Here is a 19,131-nt window from a genome sequence, read left to right on the forward strand (position 1 = left end):
AGCCACTAATTCATTAACCGCTTTGAACCAGACCCTCGTTTATTTAGAGATGTTCGAGACAACGAAACAAAACACATACCTCGTTTTCAGAGAATGATCTCTGAAGCATATTCCCTGATATTTCAGTTGGTAGAGTACTCGACGGTTAATTGAATTGTCACAGGTCCGAGCCCTGGCCCTGTTCGGGAGCCATATGGATAGGTATCCGAGCTGGACGAAGGAGTACGACTTACAATCGTTCTCCTTTTCTAATTTCTGTTCGATACTTCTGCTTTCTGCTTACGCTCCCGATACTGGCCGGGGGTGATTCCTTCCCATTTACGGAATGATCGGATAAAGTTTTGCGGATTGTTGTACCGAAGTCGTGCTGCGATATCTTTAACGGTTAGATCACTTTCGTCCAGCCATTTTTTAGCGATGTTAAATCGGTACTTGGTCAGATATTCACTAAATGCACAGCCTGTCTCTTTGCGGAAAACACTACTTAAGTAGTTGGCATTGTAGTGAAGCTTAACAGCACATTCCTCAAGCGTCAGATCCTTATCATAATCTTGATGAATCATGGCAATCATTTTCTCAGATATATGCTGATACTGGGCATACTGTCTCGCTTTAAAAACCTGAATGACGGGCAAGATGACTTGATATTTAAACCAATCCTCAACTTCAGCAGCGTACTGCAAACCATGAAGTTCATGAAACATCGAGCCACGACTTTGGGAGATCTGTCCGAGTCGTATGCCGGATTCCTGAGTCATTTGCAAAATATGCGTGAGCAGCCTCGTAAGAGCCACCTCATACTCCTCGGGTGTAACCTCCATACCAAAGATTACTTCAAGCAGTTGTTGCAGAAGAGCAGAGGCCTGGACTTCGTCCGCACTTTGAATAGCTTGGATCAACGAATATTCCAATGATTCCGGGTAGGTCATGGACCAAGTGGGAGCGTAATGATCTATGTTCTCATATTGAAAAATAATGCCTGTTCCCAGCTTCATCCGATGCCTCAATGCTTCCATGGCTTCTGTATAAGCTTGAGGTATGTGATATAGAGAGCTGTGTGGCTGGCTGAATCCTATACTGACTTGAAGAGTTAGAATCTTATCCAACTGTTGTTGTAACTGGTCTGTTAATACATATAGCTGCTGTGAAAAAATAAACTGATCCTGTTCCACGGTGCCAATCACCGTGACTACTGTATGTTCCAGTACAATGGGAAGCAATTGTTGGTTATGCACAACGGTTTCCTCCAATATATTTTGAATAGCGAATAATAAGAGGTCACGATCACTAGCTCTATATTTTGTATGATTAACGAGATCGGCCTGTAGTGTAATAACAGCAATTTGTTGCCATTCCCGAACCTGATGCGTGTAGCCATATTCATTCAGGGTGTCATGAAGAGTATGAACAGGGATCTTACCCTGGAACAGATTCATCATAAAATGATTGCGAATCTGCAATAGATGCACATTAAGTGTGTTCTCTAATTGGGAGCGAGAGGCAGATAATTGTGAGACCCCTGCTCTGATTTGTTCGAACTCATCAGGAAATGGTGCTGATTGCTGAGCTACCGTGTTTCCTTCTTTGGACAGGTGGTTGTCACCAAGTTGGGTTAAAAGTTTACGAATCGGGACATGCATTCGCTTGGAGCCGAGCCAGGCGAGTATTAATGAAAGTAAAAGTAAGAAAATACTGATATACAAGGTGTGTAATCCGATATCGATATATTCTTGTGTCAGAATATTGGTAGGTGAGATTAGCACATAAGTCCATCCCTTTAAGGTAGAAGGGCTATATGTCAGAGAATAATGTGTATCGGCGATCTTAACTTCCCGTTTTTCAAAGCCTGTTGAAAATGTGATGGGTGATAGTTTGGTTATGTTGGCTTCCGTATCCCGATCCTGTAATCCAATGGCAGACAACGGTTGTCCAATGTATACAGGATCGGGATGGACCAAGATACGTTGTTCCCGATTCAAAATGATCAGTCCTGAGGCAGCATTGCCTAAGGAGGCTTCTCCTAGTGTATTTTGCAAAGAGCATGCAGGGATTCCCGCAATCAGGGCAGCATCGGAAGACGTATTCAGATTCGGAATAGATCTCGCAAGGGCAATATGATAAATACAGCCTGTACCGGGTGAACGCTCATCATTGCTGAACACCGATGAAGGGGAGAGTTGCCATCCAGAAGTTAACGTATCCGATATCAATTCCTTCATGGGAAGAGCCAGTGGGAAATCCGTATTACGGTACAATCCGGCATGATCAATAAGCCAATTCTGAGATTGATTCACCAGAGTAATATCCAGCAAAGGTTCCCATGACCTCATATTCTGAAATTCGCTCTGTAGTTTGTCGGCAAGTAATGGTCCATTTCCTTCTAGTGAAGAAGAAGCAGACAGGGAACGGAGGGTTACCGGAGAGCGAACGGCCTGATCAAGCATATAACTGACTGTAGCGAGTTTGTGTTCTACGTTGGATTGCATTTGTTCCAGCAACTGTCTGTTGGCCTGCGTACGATGCAGCTCAGTTTGGTTTGATGAATAGATAAATGCGGCAATTCCCGTTAACAAAATGGGCAGGGTGCTTAACAGGATTCCGAAGACGATCATTTTATGGAGATAGCTGATTGGTCGCACAGTCTCAGTTCCACCCCTGACATTAGAAATAGTAACACTTTCTATTTTAGTAAACGCTTACATATAGAACAATCTAAATTTTGTTTATTTGGATAAATAAGTAATTTTATGAGAGGGTATAGAAGTGGAGATAAGGGATTGCTGATAGATGATTTTGCAGAAAAGGTTAGAGAAACGGCTTGGACTGACTATCCAATACGGAATCATGAGAAACGAAATTGCAGTGTGAACGTAAATAGAGACATGGACATCATTCTCTCTACCTGGTGATATCGGGTGAAGTAGAGCCTGTATACGGGTAATAGAAGGTATCTTGGAGTGCTATTCAGCTTAGGTGGAACGTTGGTCTTATATAGGGACAGTCAAAGGTCCAACTAGATCCCCGACCTGAGTCTAGGATGAAAAACCGTCCACGGTCTGTTTTGAAAAGTCGCGGAATCCCCTAGAATAAGGACATAAGGTTAAACAAGAAACACGGAAACAAAAAAAAGAAACAAACGAACAAATGACTCAACACATTAACAAGGAACGAATGGAAAGGGCGGTGAACAACAATTATGAGATTGAATAAGGGAAATGGCTGGGCGATTGTATTGATTGCGCTGGGTGCACTACTCCTCTTCGGAAAGTTAACTCCACTTCTTGGACACTTAATGGGTTATCTGATTCCGGTCCTGATGATTGCACTGGGATATTACGGAGTTAAACGAGGGAATGTGATGCTTGGCTGGATTGTTCTCATCATCGGTATCATCTCACTGATGGGTAAACTGGCATGGTTGATCGGACCGATCATCGCGATCGGGTTAATCATCTTTGGTATCTCAATGCTAAGCAATAACCGCAGTCGTCGTGGTCGGTACTAAGCTTTCACGATTATGAAAAGGAGGGACAGAACATAATGAGTGTATTTCGTCGAATGCGGGATATTACCGTAGCCAATCTGAACGAACATTTGGAGCAAAGTCAGGACCCAGTCAAACTGATTGATCAGTTCCTGGTCTCGACCCGCCAAGACATCGGTGAAGCCGAGAAACTTCGTCATCAATACGCAAGCCATACCAGACAAATGAAACAACAAGCCGATCAGGCAGCAGGTATGGTGAACAAACGGGAAGAACAGGCTTCCATGGCTCTGAAAGCAGGGGAAGAACATCTCGCTAAGCTGGCCTTGCAGGAGAAAATCCTCCACGAGGAAAAAATGGAACAGTACAATGAATTGTATGCACAAAGTTATGCGGCATTACAGGAGTTGGATGAACAGATCGACCAGCTGAAGGTTGAATATCAGAATGTGTACAGCAAACGCCAATATTACTACGCTCGTATGCAGACGATTCAGTTACAGCAACGTATGAACCAGAGAGGCAATCACAACGGTCAGAATGTACCCCGTATGTTTAACCGACTGGATGATCAAGTCTCTGATCTCGAATATGAAGCACAAAGTCTCCGCGATATCCGGCGGATGAATCAAGATGGTTCAGGAGTGACTGGCAGCATGTCATCCTCTACGTTGGATAAGGAACTAGAACGCTTAAGACAAAAATTGAACAATGACAGAAAGGAGTAGTCACAATGAGTAAATTATACCGCTCGGCGCGTAATCGAATGCTAACAGGTTTGATCGGTGGCATTTCTGAAAATCTCGGATTGAGTACCACGCTGCTACGTATCATTTTCTTCATCAGTATTTTCGCTACGGGAGGTACATCATTGTTGATCTACTTCATCGCTGCATTGGTGGTACCAAAGGAATCCAATCACGTTGATCCATATGCTTATGATTCCAACGTAAGAGGATACAAGTAAACGAAAGGAGCAAGCACATGAGCAAATTATACCGCTCAACGCGTGACCGGATGTTAACCGGCTTGTGCGGCGGAATTTCCGAAACCATCGGAATGGATTCCACCCTGCTGCGTATCATCTTTGTTATCAGTATCTTCGTTACTGGCGGCACGTCGTTGTTAATATACTTTATTGCAGCACTGGTGGTACCAAAAGAACCGTATCCGCCTTATGATCCATATGGCTACGGTCCGGGCCCAGGCCCTGGCAGAGGATACGACAACTATGATCATCAGCCACCAAGAGGTCCTTTTCAAAATAATCACAACCAACAAGGTCCTGGTAACTTCGGTCCCGGCCCTGGATACAACAGCAGACCCCAATCTGGTCCGCGTTCTTATGACAACAACGCCTACGGAGCAGGTGCACCACAAGAAAGTGAACTTGATTCCATGATGAAAGATATCGAGAAAAAAGCACTGAAAAAAGAAGTTGAAGAGCTTCGCCAAAAATTATCTCGTTACGAGAAGGGAGAAAAGTAAAATGGGAGTATTTAAACGGATTAAGGATATGACGAAAGCATCGGTAAATGATATGTTGGATAAAGTAGAGGACCCGATTGTAATGTTGAACCAGTACTTGCGTGATATGGAGGCTGAGATTCATGAGGCAGAGGTAACTGTTGCTAAACAAATGGCAAATGAGCGCCGCATGAAACAACGTTTGGATGAAGCGGAGCGTACTTCGGTACAACGTGAGTCCCAAGCAGAAGCTGCTCTGTCTAACGGTCAGGAAGAAGTGGCACGCAAATTGTTGGAAGAGAAAATCTACTTTGATCAAAAAATTACGGAGTACAGCGAACTGCATGCACAGTCCGAAGCACAGGCAAAAGATCTGTTGCAACAGTTGCATGATATGAAAGATGAGTTCTACAAAATGCGTAACAAACGTAATGAACTCGTATCCCGTGCACAAATGGCAAAAGCCAAAAAACAAATGTCTTCCATCAACAGCTTGCATTCGATCGAAAGTGGTGGCGCATCACTTGGATTCCACCGCATGGAAGAGAAAATCATGCAGCTGGAAGCTGAAGCTGACGTAGCTCGTGCACCTTATCGCAACACATCATCCACGTACACGAATCCTGTAGATGTGGAAAAACAGTTCAAAGTGGATCAGCAATTACAAGCCCTCAAAAACAAAATGGGCAATGGTTCCAAGAATGAAGCGAACGGAACTTCAAAAGAATAACTGTTCGCTTAGTGGACAATATGATATTCTATAAATCGTGTATAATGTACGGTTGGTAGAACAAAAGTTAAGCCATACAGGACTTCATTGCCTGGTATGGCTTTTCCGTTGAATAAAGAGAGATTAACTTACAGAGGAGGTGCGGCGGGGATGAATCAAAAGAGTAAATGGCTTGCAGTTGTCATTATGATTATTGGCACAATGATGTTATTGAATGACAATATTAACTTCCTCACCGCTGCCGCACTGATTCTGTTAACGGTTGGAATGCTTCAAGTCCGCAATGGGGATACCCGCAAAGGTCATCGGTATCTTGGCATTGGTGCGGCACTGTTATTGCTGGATAATTTAATGATTGTATTTTTGATTGTACTTGCTTCTTTAGCTTACTTTTATTCAAAAAACAAAAAGATTCATCTGGACGAAGGCGTTATGAAGAAACAGAATTTCATGGCTCGGTACTACTGGGATCAATCATCCTGGACGTTACGTAGTATGAGTCTGTGGCATGCCATAGGTGAGGTTAACGCGGATCTATCTCTTTCGATTCCGGAGGAGAAACAAACAATTGTGCTGCTGCAAGGAGTTATGGGTAATGTTCGCCTTACACTACCAGAAGATTATGGTGTGGAGATTGAAGCATCGGTTCTTTTCGGCCGGATTAATCTTCTTGGAGAACAAGATAGCGGCATGATGAACAAATTAGTATGGAGAACGCCTGGATATGAATCCAGTGAACATAAAGCAAAATTTGTAATTTCTTATATAGTTGGCGACCTAAGCATCAGTAATCCGTAGTAAAATAGATGAAGAGAAGGAGGAGACCCCGATGAAGACAAAACGACATACCGACATGGTAACCCGAAGTATGGGTGAAGGGATCCTCCTGGTTTTCATTGTGCTCGCTGTTATTTTGTATGTATTGTTTACATATGGTTATCTTGCTCCGTTTGCAGGCTGGCGGCATCTGATTCAATCGGGTCTGGCTCTATTGCTGCTTCTGATTGGGATCGGTGCGGTCTTTGGGTTCTATCAGAGTTACCGGGTTAAACGCCGGCTCGAACTGCTGAGGGAAACACTTCTACTGTGGGAGAAGGGCTCTCTATCACGCACTGTACCTGATCTAGGCGATGACGATGTGGGCCGTTTAAGTGAGCAACTCGGACGAATCGGCAAAAAGTGGGAAGATCAGGTATCTTCGCTCCAGCGATTGTCTACTCATAATGCACAGCTTGCTGAACAATCCAGAATTACGGCTATTGTGGAAGAGCGGCAGCGTTTGGCACGGGAACTGCATGATGCGGTATCGCAGCAATTGTTCGCGATATCCATGACAGCAACAGCCGTTGGACGGAAGATGGAGAAGGATTTTGAACGTGCTCAGAGGCAGGTGGCTTTGATTGAGGAGATGGCTTCGGTAGCCCAGTCCGAGATGCGTGCGTTACTGTTACATCTGCGGCCAGTCTATCTGGAGGGGAAACATCTCGAACAAGGTCTGCGTGATCTGGTGATGGAACTGAAAACAAAAGTACCCATGGACATTGTGCTCGAAATGGACGAAGACATTGATCTGATCAAAGGCATCGAGAATCATCTGTTTCGGATCGTTCAGGAGGCTATGTCCAATACGTTACGGCATGCAAAAGCGGAAAAAATGGAGATACGGATCCAGCGCCGTACTGATGCGATCCGGGTATTGATTCGTGATGATGGGCAAGGCTTCGATCTAGATGAGAATAAACAAGCTTCCTACGGTCTGGCTAACATGCGTGAACGTGTTACGGAGATTGGCGGGGCCATACAATTTGTAACAGCGCCTGGTAAGGGAACGCGGATTGAGATTACGATACCTTTGATGAACGATGAAAGCGAGGAAGAACATGTCAATGGAACCGGAAGTCGAAACGGAGACGGAAACGTCGATCAAAGTATTGCTCGTGGATGATCATGAGATGGTACGTATTGGTCTTGCAGCGGTACTGGATACCGAAGATGGAATTGAAGTTGTTGGTGAAGCAGGTAGTGGAGAGGAAGGCATTCGGCTTGCACAGGAGTATAAGCCCGACGTGGTTCTGATGGACCTGGTGATGGAAGGAATGGATGGCATTGAGGCTACTCGTCAAGTACTTAAGATGTATCCGGAGTGCAAAGTCATCGTATTGACCAGTTACCTTGATGATGAAAAAATGTATCCTGTCATTGAAGCAGGCGCATTTAGTTATCTGTTGAAAACATCAAGAGCCAATGAAGTGGCAGATGCGATTCGCGCAGCCGCTCGCGGGCAATCCGTTCTGGAGTCACAGGTGGCTTCGAAAATGATGAATCGCTTCCGGCAGCCACAGGCAGCAGCTCCTTTGCATGATGAATTGACGGACCGGGAAATGGATGTGCTCCGGTTGCTGGCTAAAGGAAAATCGAATCAGGATATCGCTGATGATCTGATCATCGGAATCAAGACAGTCAAGTTCCATGTTACAAACCTACTGGCAAAATTGGGCGTAGACGACCGTACACAGGCCGCGATCTATGCTTATAAAAATGGACTTGCAGAGTAAGCAGGATCATATGCAATAACATAATTAAGCCAAAGAACCGTGCATTAATGTGCGGAAGTTATAGATAAAAGATGATTATATAAATTGAACTAAAGATTTACACACAAAACGGAGAGGACAGAAAGAACCTGAAGAAGCGAAGCTAAAAGCTTTCTGAAAGAAAGCTACTTCGGAAGCATCCACTTCGCCTTTATCCCCGGATTTAGCCTTTATAAAAAGAATCAAAAAAATCTGGGGATAACAGCGATCAGAAGGTTGTTCTGTCATCGGAGTGGCGAGTGTAAATATTGTGTAGTTCAATTTATATAGAAAAGTATAAATGAAAGCTCTGATCTGCCATGCATGTGGCGGGTGGGGCTTTTTTTGCTGTGTTGAGAAGAAGTATAGCTAATGTGGGAAAGGGGCATGCTGTTGATAGATTCATAGAATGCAAGAAAGAAGCGGGGGATTCGAATGTTAAATCGATGGATGACAGCAGGTATTTTGGCAATAGCTATCATAATTCTTATTGGTGTGACACAGGTATACGCAGAGAAAAACGAATCCAAAGCAGCCCAACTGGAACAGTTAATCTATGCTGCTGACAGTGTGATTGATAATATGGATCGTCTAGTTATTAAATGGCAAGGAGAAGGCTGGGGAGATGCTGAGACACAAGCAGCATTACTGGCCAGTCACTTGGGTCTGGAACAACCAGTACGGGTACGCCAGACGGGCCATGATGTGTATCGCAGTGAGATGGTTGTCAATGAGGCTACTGGAGAAGCAGGTCTGTTGGTCAATGTCGTCGAGACAGGAGACAACGGCTACTACGTCATCGTACAAATTTCAGGGGATGCACACACGGATCGGAAGGCATTAATGACAGTACATGAACAGGTGGATCAACTGCTTGTAGACTCAGGGATGAAGGCAAGCTGGAATATGTCTGTGCAAGGTACGGCCGCTACTACTATTGAAGGTGATGCGGGTCTGCAGTTGGCACTGATTGAGAAAGACCTGTCCAAAAATGTGGATTTCGCCTCCGTTGAACGTTACACGGATGTAGCTAGCGCAAGTGTCTCTTATAAGGCGGCTGAGCTGCCCCTATCGATCAAGAGTGGCTCGCATATGTTGAATATGCAACTTGCAGTTCACCAGGTTGGTGAGGAGGTTGATAATCGAATTACAGTGGGGTTTCCGGTGATTACGATTGAATATTAAGGGATGAATTTTTCATGAATTAGGACCCAATATTGAGAATCTTTATCAGAAAAATGAGTTTGAAATAGTGCATCCGTTCAGTTGATATGCTAAAATGGCATCACATCCAAGAAGGAACTTGCTGGTAATTGACAGTTGTATGTCGTGCATATATAACACCATTACATAGCTCGGGGAGAGCGTGAAGGTTATCTTCCCGGAAGAAAGAGGAGCCCATGGTTGAAAAACAATTGCAAGATGAAGCACAGACACCAGGCGCAGTATTTTTCATTTTTGGAGCAACGGGTGATTTGGCCCGCCGGAAGCTGTTTCCGGCTATCTACAGTCTTTACCGTGAAGGCAAACTTGCCGAAGACTTTGCGGTTATTGGCGTAGCACGTCGTCCGAGGTCCCCAGAAGAATTCCGGGAAGACATCTATGAATCCATTAAGGAGTTCTGCCGTTATCCAGCGGGCGAACCTGATGAGTGGAACGCTTTTGTTGAGCATTTTGAATACAAAGCACTGGATATCAATAATGTGGAAGGGTTCAAAGAGCTGCGTGCGCAGACGGAGCATCTGGAATCGAAGTTTAACACGCCGGGGAATCGGCTGTTCTATCTGGCACTGGCACCTGAGCTGTTTGGCAATGTCTCGTACAGTTTGCGGGACGGCGGTATGTTGGAAAGTCAGGGTTGGAATCGATTGGTGATCGAAAAACCATTTGGTTATGATCTGCAATCCGCCGAACATCTGAATGAGCAGATTCGTGAGGTTTTCCGTGAAGAGGAAATCTATCGGATTGATCATTATCTGGGCAAGGAAATGGTGCAAAATATCGAAGTGATCCGCTTCGGGAATGCTTTTTTCGAACCGCTCTGGAACAATAAACATATTGCCAACGTGCAGATAACGCTGGGTGAGACGGTAGGCGTGGAAGAACGTGGCGGTTATTATGATCACTCCGGCGCACTGCGTGACATGGGGCAGAATCATATGCTTCAGATGCTGACGATGATTGCGATGGAGCCACCAAGTCGCCTGTTCCCGGAGGATATTCGGGATGAAAAGGTGAAGGTATTGCGTTCATTACGGGCCTTTACTTCGGATGAGGAAGTGAGCAACAACGTTGTGCGGGGACAGTATTCCGAAGGGGAGTACCGTGGCAAGCAGCTTCCGGGGTATCGCCAAGAAGACAAGGTTGATCCGCAGTCGAATACGGAAACTTATTTTGCAGCACGTGTATTCGTGGATAATTTCCGCTGGGCGGGTGTTCCATTCTACATTCGGACAGGCAAGCGTCTTCCGGTGAAAACAACCGAGATCGTAGTTGAGTTCAAGTCGATGCCAAACAACGTGTACCTTGGGAAAAAGTATAAGCTCGAACCGAACCTGCTGGTTATTCGGGTGAATCCGATGGAAGGCATATATATCAAAATCAATGCCAAGAAACCAGGCTCGGATTCCGAGATTCAGCCACTCGCAATGGATTTCTGTCAGAGCTGCATGATTGGAATTAACTCGCCTGAAGCGTATGAACGTCTGTTGCACGACGCCGCAGAGGGGGATTCTACGTACTTTACCCGTTGGGATGAAGTGGCAACAGCCTGGTCCTTTGTGGATCGGATCGCAGCCGCCTGGGGACAGAATCAGGGAGAGCTTCATACGTACCCTGCTGGAACATGGGGGCCAGAAGCGACAGATAAGCTGCTGGAGCAGGACGGATTCCACTGGTGGCCGGTGAATGGTCAGGACGAGGACAGCGTGATCTGGCAAGTGAATGGTTAGGGTAAGGGCATTAACAATATACACAAGATGACTGAGCCTGGGGAAATCGCAAATTTTGCGGTGTACCCAGGCTTTTTAGCGGGGGAAAGGTAGGTATCCATCATAAGGAAATAAGTAATTTAAATTAAGTTGTTGACAAAAAGTAAGTATGTAACTTATACTCAACACATGAGTTAAAGAGTTACGCAAATGACAAACTTCATTCGGGCAAACGTTGCGGATAAGTTATATTCATGAGATAAAATGTAAACCAGTTGAAGGGGTTTGCGTCACAGAGAATCATGAAAAAAATATGCATAATATCTTTAATCTAAGAATACTATTTTGTATATATCGAATGGAGGAAAAAGAAAATGATGTTGGATGTAGGGTTGTTGTTGATTCGTTTGGTGATTGGATTGTCGTTCATGGCGCATGGGGCTCAAAAGCTGTTTGGTTGGTTCGGAGGTTACGGGATCAAGGGTACAGGCGGCTGGTTTGAGTCAATGGGCATGAAGCCAGGTGCATTGGTGGCGTTACTGGCTGGACTCGCGGAATTCGGTGGCGGATTGCTGCTGGCTCTGGGTCTGCTCACACCGGTAGGTGGCATTCTGATTGCATTGACGATGGTCATTGCGATTGTGAAAGTCCATGGAGCGAACGGATACTGGTCCACACAGAACGGATTCGAATATAATCTCGCGATTCTGGTGATTGGTGTAGCGCTGGCATTGACAGGAGGCGGACAATACGCGCTGGATGCATTGATTTTCTAAAACCGATAAATAAAAATGAATGAGGAGTGCCCGGATGCCATGGAAATGGCTGAAGGGTGCTTTTTTTTTGCAAGTGAAAAGAGAAGAATCTGCGGTAGTAATCGGTTATTTTCGGTAAAGATTATGGTACAATAGGAGAGTTGGGTTAAGAAGCAGTTCACGGTATACATGAAAGCACAGATTTGAGGAGGATGAACTCCATTGTAAATGTGTAAAATTAATCTAGTGTGTAAATACCTCGTATGTAAAATGACCAGTGTACAATCAACCGGCCTCGCCGGATTGCATAAAGATTGAATGATGGACCGGCTATGCCGGATTAACGTGAATGAACGGACGAAAGGGATTAAACCTATGAGCAAAGCTGCAAATGATATTCTTCAACAGGAAGTGGACAAACGCCGGACGTTTGCCATTATCTCTCACCCGGATGCGGGTAAAACTACATTAACCGAGAAACTGTTGCTGTTCGGGGGCGCGATTCGCCTTGCGGGAACGGTAAAAGCTCGGAAAGCCAGCAAACACGCAACAAGTGACTGGATGGAAATTGAGAAACAACGGGGGATCTCAGTTACCTCTTCCGTAATGCAATTTGATTATCTGGATCATCGCGTCAACATTCTGGATACACCGGGTCACCAGGACTTCAGTGAAGATACGTATCGTACACTGACGGCTGCCGATAGCGCGGTGATGTTGATTGACGTTGCAAAAGGTGTCGAGGCACAAACGATCAAGTTGTTCCAGGTATGTGCGAAGCGTGGCATTCCAATCTTTACGTTTATCAACAAACTCGATCGTGAGGGTAAAAGCCCATTTGACCTGATGGAAGAGCTTGAGAATGTACTGGGTATTCGTTCGGTTCCGATGAACTGGCCTATTGGTACAGGTCGCGAGCTGTGCGGTGTCTATGACCGGATGAAAAATCAGGTGGAATTGTTCCAAGGGGACGATCACTCAACGATCAAAGTACAAAAGGTAGATGGCTACAAAGATCCGATTATCCGTGAGATGGCTGGAGAATATCTGCATGATCAATTGTGTCAGGATCTGGAGTTGCTGGATATTGCGGGCGACCAATTCGACATGGAGAAAGTTCAACGCGGCGAACTCACACCTATTTTCTTCGGTAGTGCGATTAATAATTTCGGTGTGCAAACTTTCCTGGAGAATTTCCTGGAACTGGCACCGAAGCCTGAACCACGTCGCAGTACGGCAGGAGAGATTCAGCCAACGAATGAGAAATTCAGCGGTTATGTGTTCAAAATTCAGGCAAACATGAACCCGGCACACCGGGATCGAATTGCGTTCCTGCGTATTGTATCAGGCAAGTTCCAACGTGGAATGAGTGTGAAGCATACTCGTGTGGGCAAAGAAATCAAGCTGTCACAGCCACAGCAATTCCTGGCACAAGACCGGGATATTGTGGAAGAAGCGTATGCTGGCGATATTATCGGTTTGTTCGATCCAGGTATCTTCCGGATTGGCGATTCACTGAGCCAAGGCAGCGAGGTTGTCTTTGAGGAGTTGCCAACGTTCTCACCAGAGATTTTCGCCAAAGTTACCGTGAAAAATGCGTTGAAACATAAACAGTACCAAAAAGGAATTGATCAGTTGACGGAGGAAGGAACCATTCAGGTGTTCCAGACGGCAAGTTTCGACGAGACAATCCTCGGCGTAATTGGTCAACTTCAGTTCGAGGTATTTGAATATCGGATGAAAGGTGAGTATGGGGTAGACGTGCAATTGCAGCGTATGCCTTATCAGTTCGCTCGCTGGATCGTGGACGAGAATCTGGACCCAAGCAAATTCCGGATTAACTCTGCACTTGTAAAAGATAAAAAAGGGAATTATGTGGTGCTCTTCGAAAATGAGTACGCAATGAGAACAGCTATGGATAAAAATCCTACAGCTCAATTCCTGGAGACTGCGCCTTAAGTAAAGACAGAAGTATTTTCGTGGGAAATGTTAAAAGGTTAGTTAAACGTGACAAGTTCATGTGATGAGATAGAGCTTGTTAAAAATAAGATCCCTCCGCCGATTGGCGGAGGGATCTATTGCTATACACCTTACTTAGAGGCGGGTATGATCCAGCCGAATAAGGGAAAGCTTTCTTTTGCAGACAGAACAAACGTAATGATGGTTACCTTACCCTCCAATGCTTCGATTAACGAAGCGGTTGAACGGGAATGGTGTGCAGATGCTCCTGCGCGATTTGAATGAGTTCTTCCTGCTTGGCAGGTTCTGTGTTCTTCCAGATCATCTCGAAAATGGCGCCAAGTCCAGGTAATGCAGCTTCCGGTCCATCTACTGAACCTTCAATCATCTCCCGGAGCTGATCATCACTCTTGTCATGAACTTTATGAACAATCGCTTCACGCAGGCTTAATGTAATGGGCATCGCAATTCCCTCCTCGTATATTCGGCTGCTCTAATACTGTTCCCTGGGAAGCGCGAGCGCATTCAAGTTTATCAGGCTTTGTGGTATACTACGAAGGATTATTTACGTTAGCATGGGTATCTGTAATGATGCGTCATGCTGAAGTGCAGCGGGAGGTTAAGACCCTAATGGCCAAGAAACAGTATGCCGTAATTGGTATGGGACGGTTCGGATCAAGTGTTGCCAATGCACTGAGTGGTATGGGATTCGACGTGCTGGCAATTGATGCGGACGAGCAGCGGACTCAGGAAATGTCCAATGTGGTGACCCATGCGGTATCGGCAGATTCAACAGATGAAGAAGCGCTGCGTGCGCTGGGCATACGGAATTTCGACGTTGTCGTTGTGGCGATTGGTGAAGATATTCAGGCGAGCATTCTGACAACCCTGATATTGAAAGATATGGGTGTACCCGTTCTGATCGTAAAAGCTCAAAATGAGCTTCATGGTAAGGTATTGCAGAAGATTGGGGCGGATAAAGTCATCTATCCTGAGCGGGATATGGGACTCCGCGTAGCCCATCATCTGACCTCGCCTAATATACTGGATTATATCGAATTGTCTGAGGATTACAGCATTCTGGAGATGAGAGCTTCCGAGCAGATGATCGGCAAAAACCTGATGGAATTAAACATCCGTGCACGTTTTGGTTGTAATGTGATGGCGATCCGCAGTGGGAATTCGATGAACATCTCGCCGTACGCGGAGGACCGAATCGAAGCTGGAGATGTGCTGATCATTGTGGGTCACAAGGATCATTTGACGAAAATGGAGCTTGCGTATCCGAAGTGATGGATGCAGATGGGAAGGATGGAAAGATGGATATTGTATCACCGCAAAATACACGGGTAAAAGAATGGGCACAGTTGCTGGAGAAAAAGCATCGTACCCGTCAACATAAATATATCATTGAGGGCATTCATCTGGTCCAGGAAGCATTGCGCGCTGGAGCGGATCTGGAGTGCATCGTGTACGATGGTGAGCAAGGCGTACCGAATGAGCTTGCAGGGCTTGAAAACCCGCTTCAGCGTGTGGAGTGGGTCAGTGTATCTCCTGCGGTTATCGCCAAATGTACGGATACAATGACTCCACAGCCTGTATTCGCGATTGTGCGTAAAGGCAGTGAGCCACTGGAAAGCCTAATTACCGGAGCGCGTGGGCTTGTCGTGGTGCTGGATGGGGTACAGGACCCAGGTAATGTGGGGACAATCATCCGTAGTGCGGACGCAGCTGGAGCAGCGGGGGTTGTACTTGGCGCGGGCTGTGCTGATGTATATAATCCGAAGACGATTCGTTCGACGATGGGGTCATTGTTTCATTTGCCCATTGTGGAGGGCCAGTTGGAATCCTTGCTTCCCGAAGCAAAGGCTGCGGGCGTGAAGTTGGTCAGTACTTCTTTGCAGGCAGAGCATTCATGTTATAGTTATGATTTTACGCAGTCGGTATGGCTTGTGATTGGCAACGAAGGCAAAGGAATCTCGGATGCTACGGCACGTTTGGTGGATGATGCGATTACGATCCCGATGCAGGGACAGGCTGAGTCACTTAACGCGGCAATGGCGGCAACAATCTTGTTATTTGAGGCGATGAGACAGCGGATATTTAACTAACTAATAATTCCTGTCCAATTTCAATTTAACTGTCCCTAACTAAAATTAACTTTCCCCCAACCACCAAGGCTGGAACCTGGTTGCCGCTTTTCTCGGGCCATGTTTCCAGTCTTTTTGTCCTTCTCTTTGAAGCACCACAGCAGGGATTTTCCATTCAAATCCCGAATAGGTGATATAGTTTCTATTTCTTAAGCTGATGGGCAGGTGTATAAATTGGAAATGAATAATGGAAAAGGAAAAACTCACCTTAGGGAATTTATGACTTGGGCCGGGGAAGAGGGCTGGGACATAATGAGTAAATCCGGTTCGCAGTCACATTTAAACAGCAGCGTTACTTCAAGATACAAAGGACTTCCAGATGAATATTTAGAATTTCTAAATGTAGTTGAAAAATGCGTTGCACCGGATGAGCAAACCTGGTTTATTTGTGAGGCTGAGTTCAACAATAGCACGGAGGCCGCATTCCAATGGAATGAATTTGAAATTCTTAGTTTGGAGGCAGCAGAGGGTGATTCTATTTGGCAGTCAGAGATAACGGCTTGGTGGGATCATCACTTGCCGATCGTAATGTCTGTGGAGGATGGATATTCCTTCTATGCCATTGACTTAACAACCGACAATGGGGCTATTGTCCGTGGATGTGAGCCTGAATTTGAAGAGGTTGAAAAGGTATCCGATTCGTTTGGAGAATTTCTGGCATGGATGATGTTGAATTCAGATTAGCAAGGTATGAATGTCTCAAGATGTAATCTTAGTTAGCTGAATATGTGATAAAGTTCAGGATATGTAATAATGAATTTGGCCCTTGGGGATGTGTTTATCTTATGAAACGATATAGGAATTCTTAATTTATTATATAAAAAATGGTATATATAGCGTGATCTTAGTCTTATTTAAGTGTGTTCCAAGCACATTTGCTACATATAAAATAATTCTTTACTGTTCGTTCTAGAAATGATATGCTAACAGCAAGTTAGATCTAACTGCTTTTTTTTTCGCACAATAAAGAACGATCGTTCTCGAAATTGAAATTACACTAATCTAAAGAATATAAGGGAGAGAATATGATGAAATACACAGTGATTACGGGAGCAAGTTCAGGGATTGGATATGAAACGGCATTGGCATTTGCAGCACGGGGCAAAAACTTGATTTTGGTAGCCAGAAGATTGGATAAGCTTGAAGAACTTAAATCGACTATTCAGGGTATCGATCCTAAAGTGAATGTCGTCGTTCACACAAGCGACCTGTCTGTTACCGCAGAGGCGTACGAACTGTATAACGATTTGAAAGAATATGAAATTGAGACTTGGATCAATAATGCAGGGCTTGGAGAAGGCTCGTTCATTGCTGAACAGAATTTGGATAAAGTGGAGACCATGCTGCGTGTTAACATTGAATCTTTGACCATTCTATCTACACTGTATGTGCGAGATTATGCGAATGTCGAAGGTACTCAATTGATTAACGTCTCATCCGCACTTGGGTATGCCATTGCTGTAGGCAGTGTTGCTTACTCTGCATCGAAATACTACGTTAGTGCCTTCACAGAAGGTCTTGCCAAAGAACTGGAACTGAAAGGTGCAAAACTAAAAGCGAAGATTCTGGCACCAGCGATCACGGAAACAGAATTTGTGCAAAAATCAATAGATGCTGAAGGATTTGATTACAAGGCAAACATGTCTAAGTACCACACTGCTAAAGAAATGGCAGGCTTCATGATCGATCTGTATGATCACAATGAAGTGGTCGTGGGAATTGTAGACCAGAACTATGAGTTCCAACTGACAGGTGCGATCTACCCGGTGATTTCAGAATTGAATTGATACAGCAGAATCCAGAGGATACATTTACAAAATCTCAAATAAGAAGAGGAGCACATCCCATTGGAAAAGATATGGAGTAAAACAAAGATTGGCAACATGGAATTACCTCATCGACTAGCGATGGCACCTATGACACGCAGTCGAGCACAAGAAGATGGTACACCTGGAGAGTTGGCGGCACTTTATTATGCTCAACGCGCAACGATGGGACTCCTGATTACGGAAGGAACACAACCTTCCGATGATGGACAGGGTTACTTATGGTCACCGGGCATCTACACCGATAAGCATATTGAAGGATGGAAAAAGGTAACGGATGCGGTGCATGAAGCTGGCGGATATGTATATATCCAATTAATGCATGCGGGTCGCATGTCACATCCGGACAATACCCCGCATCATCGTCAACCGGTTGCTCCGTCAGCAATCGCACCGGGTGTAGAAATGTTTACGGCTACAGGGATGCAGGATATCCCCGTTCCCCGGGAATTGAGTCAGGAGGATATTCAAACGACCATTGCCGATTTCCGAAAAGCAGCAGCCGCAGCGATCGAAGCAGGGGCGGATGGCGTTGAGATTCATGGGGCCAACGGATACTTGATCAATCAATTTTTAGGAGAAAATTCGAATACACGCACAGATGAGTACGGCGGATCTATTGAAAATCGTGCTCGCTTTGCGATTGAAGTAACCAAAGCCATCGTGAAGGAAATAGGGGCAGAACGAACAGGCTTCCGTATCTCACCAGGGACACCGCTGGGTGGAATTCAAGATGGCGAACAAGGTCCTGAACTCTACCGCTATCTTGTAAAAGAATTGGCTCAATTGGATTTGGCTTACCTTCATGTTATGCATCTTGGAGATGAGAACCTGTTGCAAGACATTCGTTCGATCTGGAAAAATCCACTGTTGGTTAACCGGGCCGGAAGAACTTTGGATGATCTCAGTGTCGATTTAGATCGTGGTCTCGCTGATGTGGTACCTGTAGGTGTATGGTCCTTAGCTAATCCAGATTTGGTGGAACGACTTCAACAAGGTGCGCCACTGAATGAAGCAGATCCGAAAACATTCTTTGGATTGGGAAGTAAGGGCTACACGGATTATCCTACGTTGGAGGAATTAAAGTCACAAGAGGGGCTACACTAGCACAAAGTATGGAACATGGCGTACAACTGAACATTGCGCGCCATGTTCCTAACATAAGTTGGACTACTCATTTACACGATAACAGCGATTGGAGGGTTGTTCTGTCATCGTAGTGTCAGTGTAAATAATCTTTAGTTCAACTTATATAGT

The 19,131-nt window shown here is 45.1% G+C and carries 19 protein-coding genes; 17 read left to right on the forward strand and 2 right to left on the reverse strand.

Annotation, left to right across the window (positions count from 1 at the left end):
* Positions 1 to 248 precede the first annotated feature (248 nt).
* Positions 249 to 2,639 (reverse strand): helix-turn-helix domain-containing protein, encoded by a 2,391-nt coding sequence (locus QF041_RS25695; protein ID WP_307416137.1) that lies wholly within the window; start codon positions 2,637 to 2,639, stop codon positions 249 to 251.
* A 557-nt stretch (positions 2,640 to 3,196) separates the two neighbouring features.
* Here QF041_RS25695 and QF041_RS25700 point away from each other — a divergent pair.
* From QF041_RS25700 to QF041_RS25755, 12 genes are all read left to right on the forward strand, one after another.
* On the forward strand, positions 3,197 to 3,505 hold the full coding sequence (locus QF041_RS25700; RefSeq protein WP_017692311.1) for a LiaF transmembrane domain-containing protein: 309 nt from the start codon (positions 3,197 to 3,199) through the stop codon (positions 3,503 to 3,505).
* A 35-nt stretch (positions 3,506 to 3,540) separates the two neighbouring features.
* Entirely contained in the window at positions 3,541 to 4,212 is a 672-nt protein-coding gene (locus QF041_RS25705; protein WP_017692312.1) for a PspA/IM30 family protein, read from the forward strand.
* 5 nt (positions 4,213 to 4,217) lie between these two features.
* The gene (locus tag QF041_RS25710) at positions 4,218 to 4,451 is read left to right on the forward strand and encodes a PspC domain-containing protein (protein ID WP_017692313.1); all 234 of its coding nucleotides are present in this window, start codon (positions 4,218 to 4,220) and stop codon (positions 4,449 to 4,451) included.
* A gap of 17 nt (positions 4,452 to 4,468) precedes the next feature.
* Positions 4,469 to 4,972: a PspC domain-containing protein gene (locus QF041_RS25715; RefSeq protein WP_307416138.1), complete on the forward strand. Its 504-nt coding sequence runs from the start codon at positions 4,469 to 4,471 to the stop codon at positions 4,970 to 4,972.
* Position 4,973: 1 nt separating this feature from the next.
* Positions 4,974 to 5,681, forward strand: a complete 708-nt coding sequence (locus QF041_RS25720; RefSeq protein WP_017692315.1) for a PspA/IM30 family protein — start codon at positions 4,974 to 4,976, stop codon at positions 5,679 to 5,681.
* A gap of 150 nt (positions 5,682 to 5,831) precedes the next feature.
* A complete protein-coding gene (gene liaF / locus QF041_RS25725; protein ID WP_091020935.1) occupies positions 5,832 to 6,479 on the forward strand; it encodes a cell wall-active antibiotics response protein LiaF in 648 nt (215 codons plus the stop codon).
* Between the two features lie 31 nt (positions 6,480 to 6,510).
* Positions 6,511 to 7,626: a sensor histidine kinase gene (locus QF041_RS25730; protein WP_307416139.1), complete on the forward strand. Its 1,116-nt coding sequence runs from the start codon at positions 6,511 to 6,513 to the stop codon at positions 7,624 to 7,626.
* A complete protein-coding gene (locus tag QF041_RS25735) occupies positions 7,568 to 8,236 on the forward strand; it encodes a response regulator transcription factor (RefSeq protein WP_091020933.1) in 669 nt (222 codons plus the stop codon). The genes QF041_RS25730 and QF041_RS25735 overlap by 59 nt, the downstream gene beginning before the upstream one ends.
* A gap of 453 nt (positions 8,237 to 8,689) precedes the next feature.
* Positions 8,690 to 9,439, forward strand: coding sequence for a YwmB family TATA-box binding protein (locus QF041_RS25740; protein WP_307416140.1), 750 nt, complete (start codon positions 8,690 to 8,692; stop codon positions 9,437 to 9,439).
* Positions 9,440 to 9,654: 215 nt separating this feature from the next.
* Complete coding sequence (gene zwf / locus QF041_RS25745; RefSeq protein ID WP_307416141.1) at positions 9,655 to 11,205, forward strand: glucose-6-phosphate dehydrogenase; 1,551 nt, start codon at positions 9,655 to 9,657, stop codon at positions 11,203 to 11,205.
* A gap of 356 nt (positions 11,206 to 11,561) precedes the next feature.
* Positions 11,562 to 11,960 (forward strand): DoxX family protein, encoded by a 399-nt coding sequence (locus tag QF041_RS25750; RefSeq protein ID WP_024634146.1) that lies wholly within the window; start codon positions 11,562 to 11,564, stop codon positions 11,958 to 11,960.
* 354 nt (positions 11,961 to 12,314) lie between these two features.
* On the forward strand, positions 12,315 to 13,898 hold the full coding sequence (locus QF041_RS25755) for a peptide chain release factor 3 (protein WP_307416143.1): 1,584 nt from the start codon (positions 12,315 to 12,317) through the stop codon (positions 13,896 to 13,898).
* A gap of 229 nt (positions 13,899 to 14,127) precedes the next feature.
* Here QF041_RS25755 and sspI read toward each other — a convergent pair whose 3' ends face one another.
* Positions 14,128 to 14,361 carry a small acid-soluble spore protein SspI gene (sspI, locus tag QF041_RS25760; RefSeq protein ID WP_036673259.1) on the reverse strand — a complete coding sequence of 78 codons (234 nt, stop codon included), beginning with the start codon at positions 14,359 to 14,361 and terminating at the stop codon, positions 14,128 to 14,130.
* Positions 14,362 to 14,489: 128 nt separating this feature from the next.
* Here sspI and QF041_RS25765 point away from each other — a divergent pair, with 128 nt between their 5' ends.
* From QF041_RS25765 to QF041_RS25785, 5 genes are all read left to right on the forward strand, one after another.
* Positions 14,490 to 15,191 (forward strand): potassium channel family protein, encoded by a 702-nt coding sequence (locus QF041_RS25765; RefSeq protein ID WP_076211287.1) that lies wholly within the window; start codon positions 14,490 to 14,492, stop codon positions 15,189 to 15,191.
* Positions 15,192 to 15,217: 26 nt separating this feature from the next.
* Positions 15,218 to 16,009 (forward strand): TrmH family RNA methyltransferase, encoded by a 792-nt coding sequence (locus tag QF041_RS25770; RefSeq protein WP_307416145.1) that lies wholly within the window; start codon positions 15,218 to 15,220, stop codon positions 16,007 to 16,009.
* Positions 16,010 to 16,228: 219 nt separating this feature from the next.
* Positions 16,229 to 16,732 carry an SMI1/KNR4 family protein gene (locus QF041_RS25775; RefSeq protein WP_307416146.1) on the forward strand — a complete coding sequence of 168 codons (504 nt, stop codon included), beginning with the start codon at positions 16,229 to 16,231 and terminating at the stop codon, positions 16,730 to 16,732.
* A gap of 344 nt (positions 16,733 to 17,076) precedes the next feature.
* Complete coding sequence (locus QF041_RS25780; protein WP_307417052.1) at positions 17,077 to 17,835, forward strand: SDR family NAD(P)-dependent oxidoreductase; 759 nt, start codon at positions 17,077 to 17,079, stop codon at positions 17,833 to 17,835.
* A 60-nt stretch (positions 17,836 to 17,895) separates the two neighbouring features.
* Positions 17,896 to 18,981, forward strand: a complete 1,086-nt coding sequence (locus tag QF041_RS25785; RefSeq protein WP_307416147.1) for an alkene reductase — start codon at positions 17,896 to 17,898, stop codon at positions 18,979 to 18,981.
* Positions 18,982 to 19,131: the final 150 nt, after the last annotated feature.

This window comes from Paenibacillus sp. W2I17 (assembly GCF_030815985.1).
Lineage (GTDB): Bacteria > Bacillota > Bacilli > Paenibacillales > Paenibacillaceae > Paenibacillus.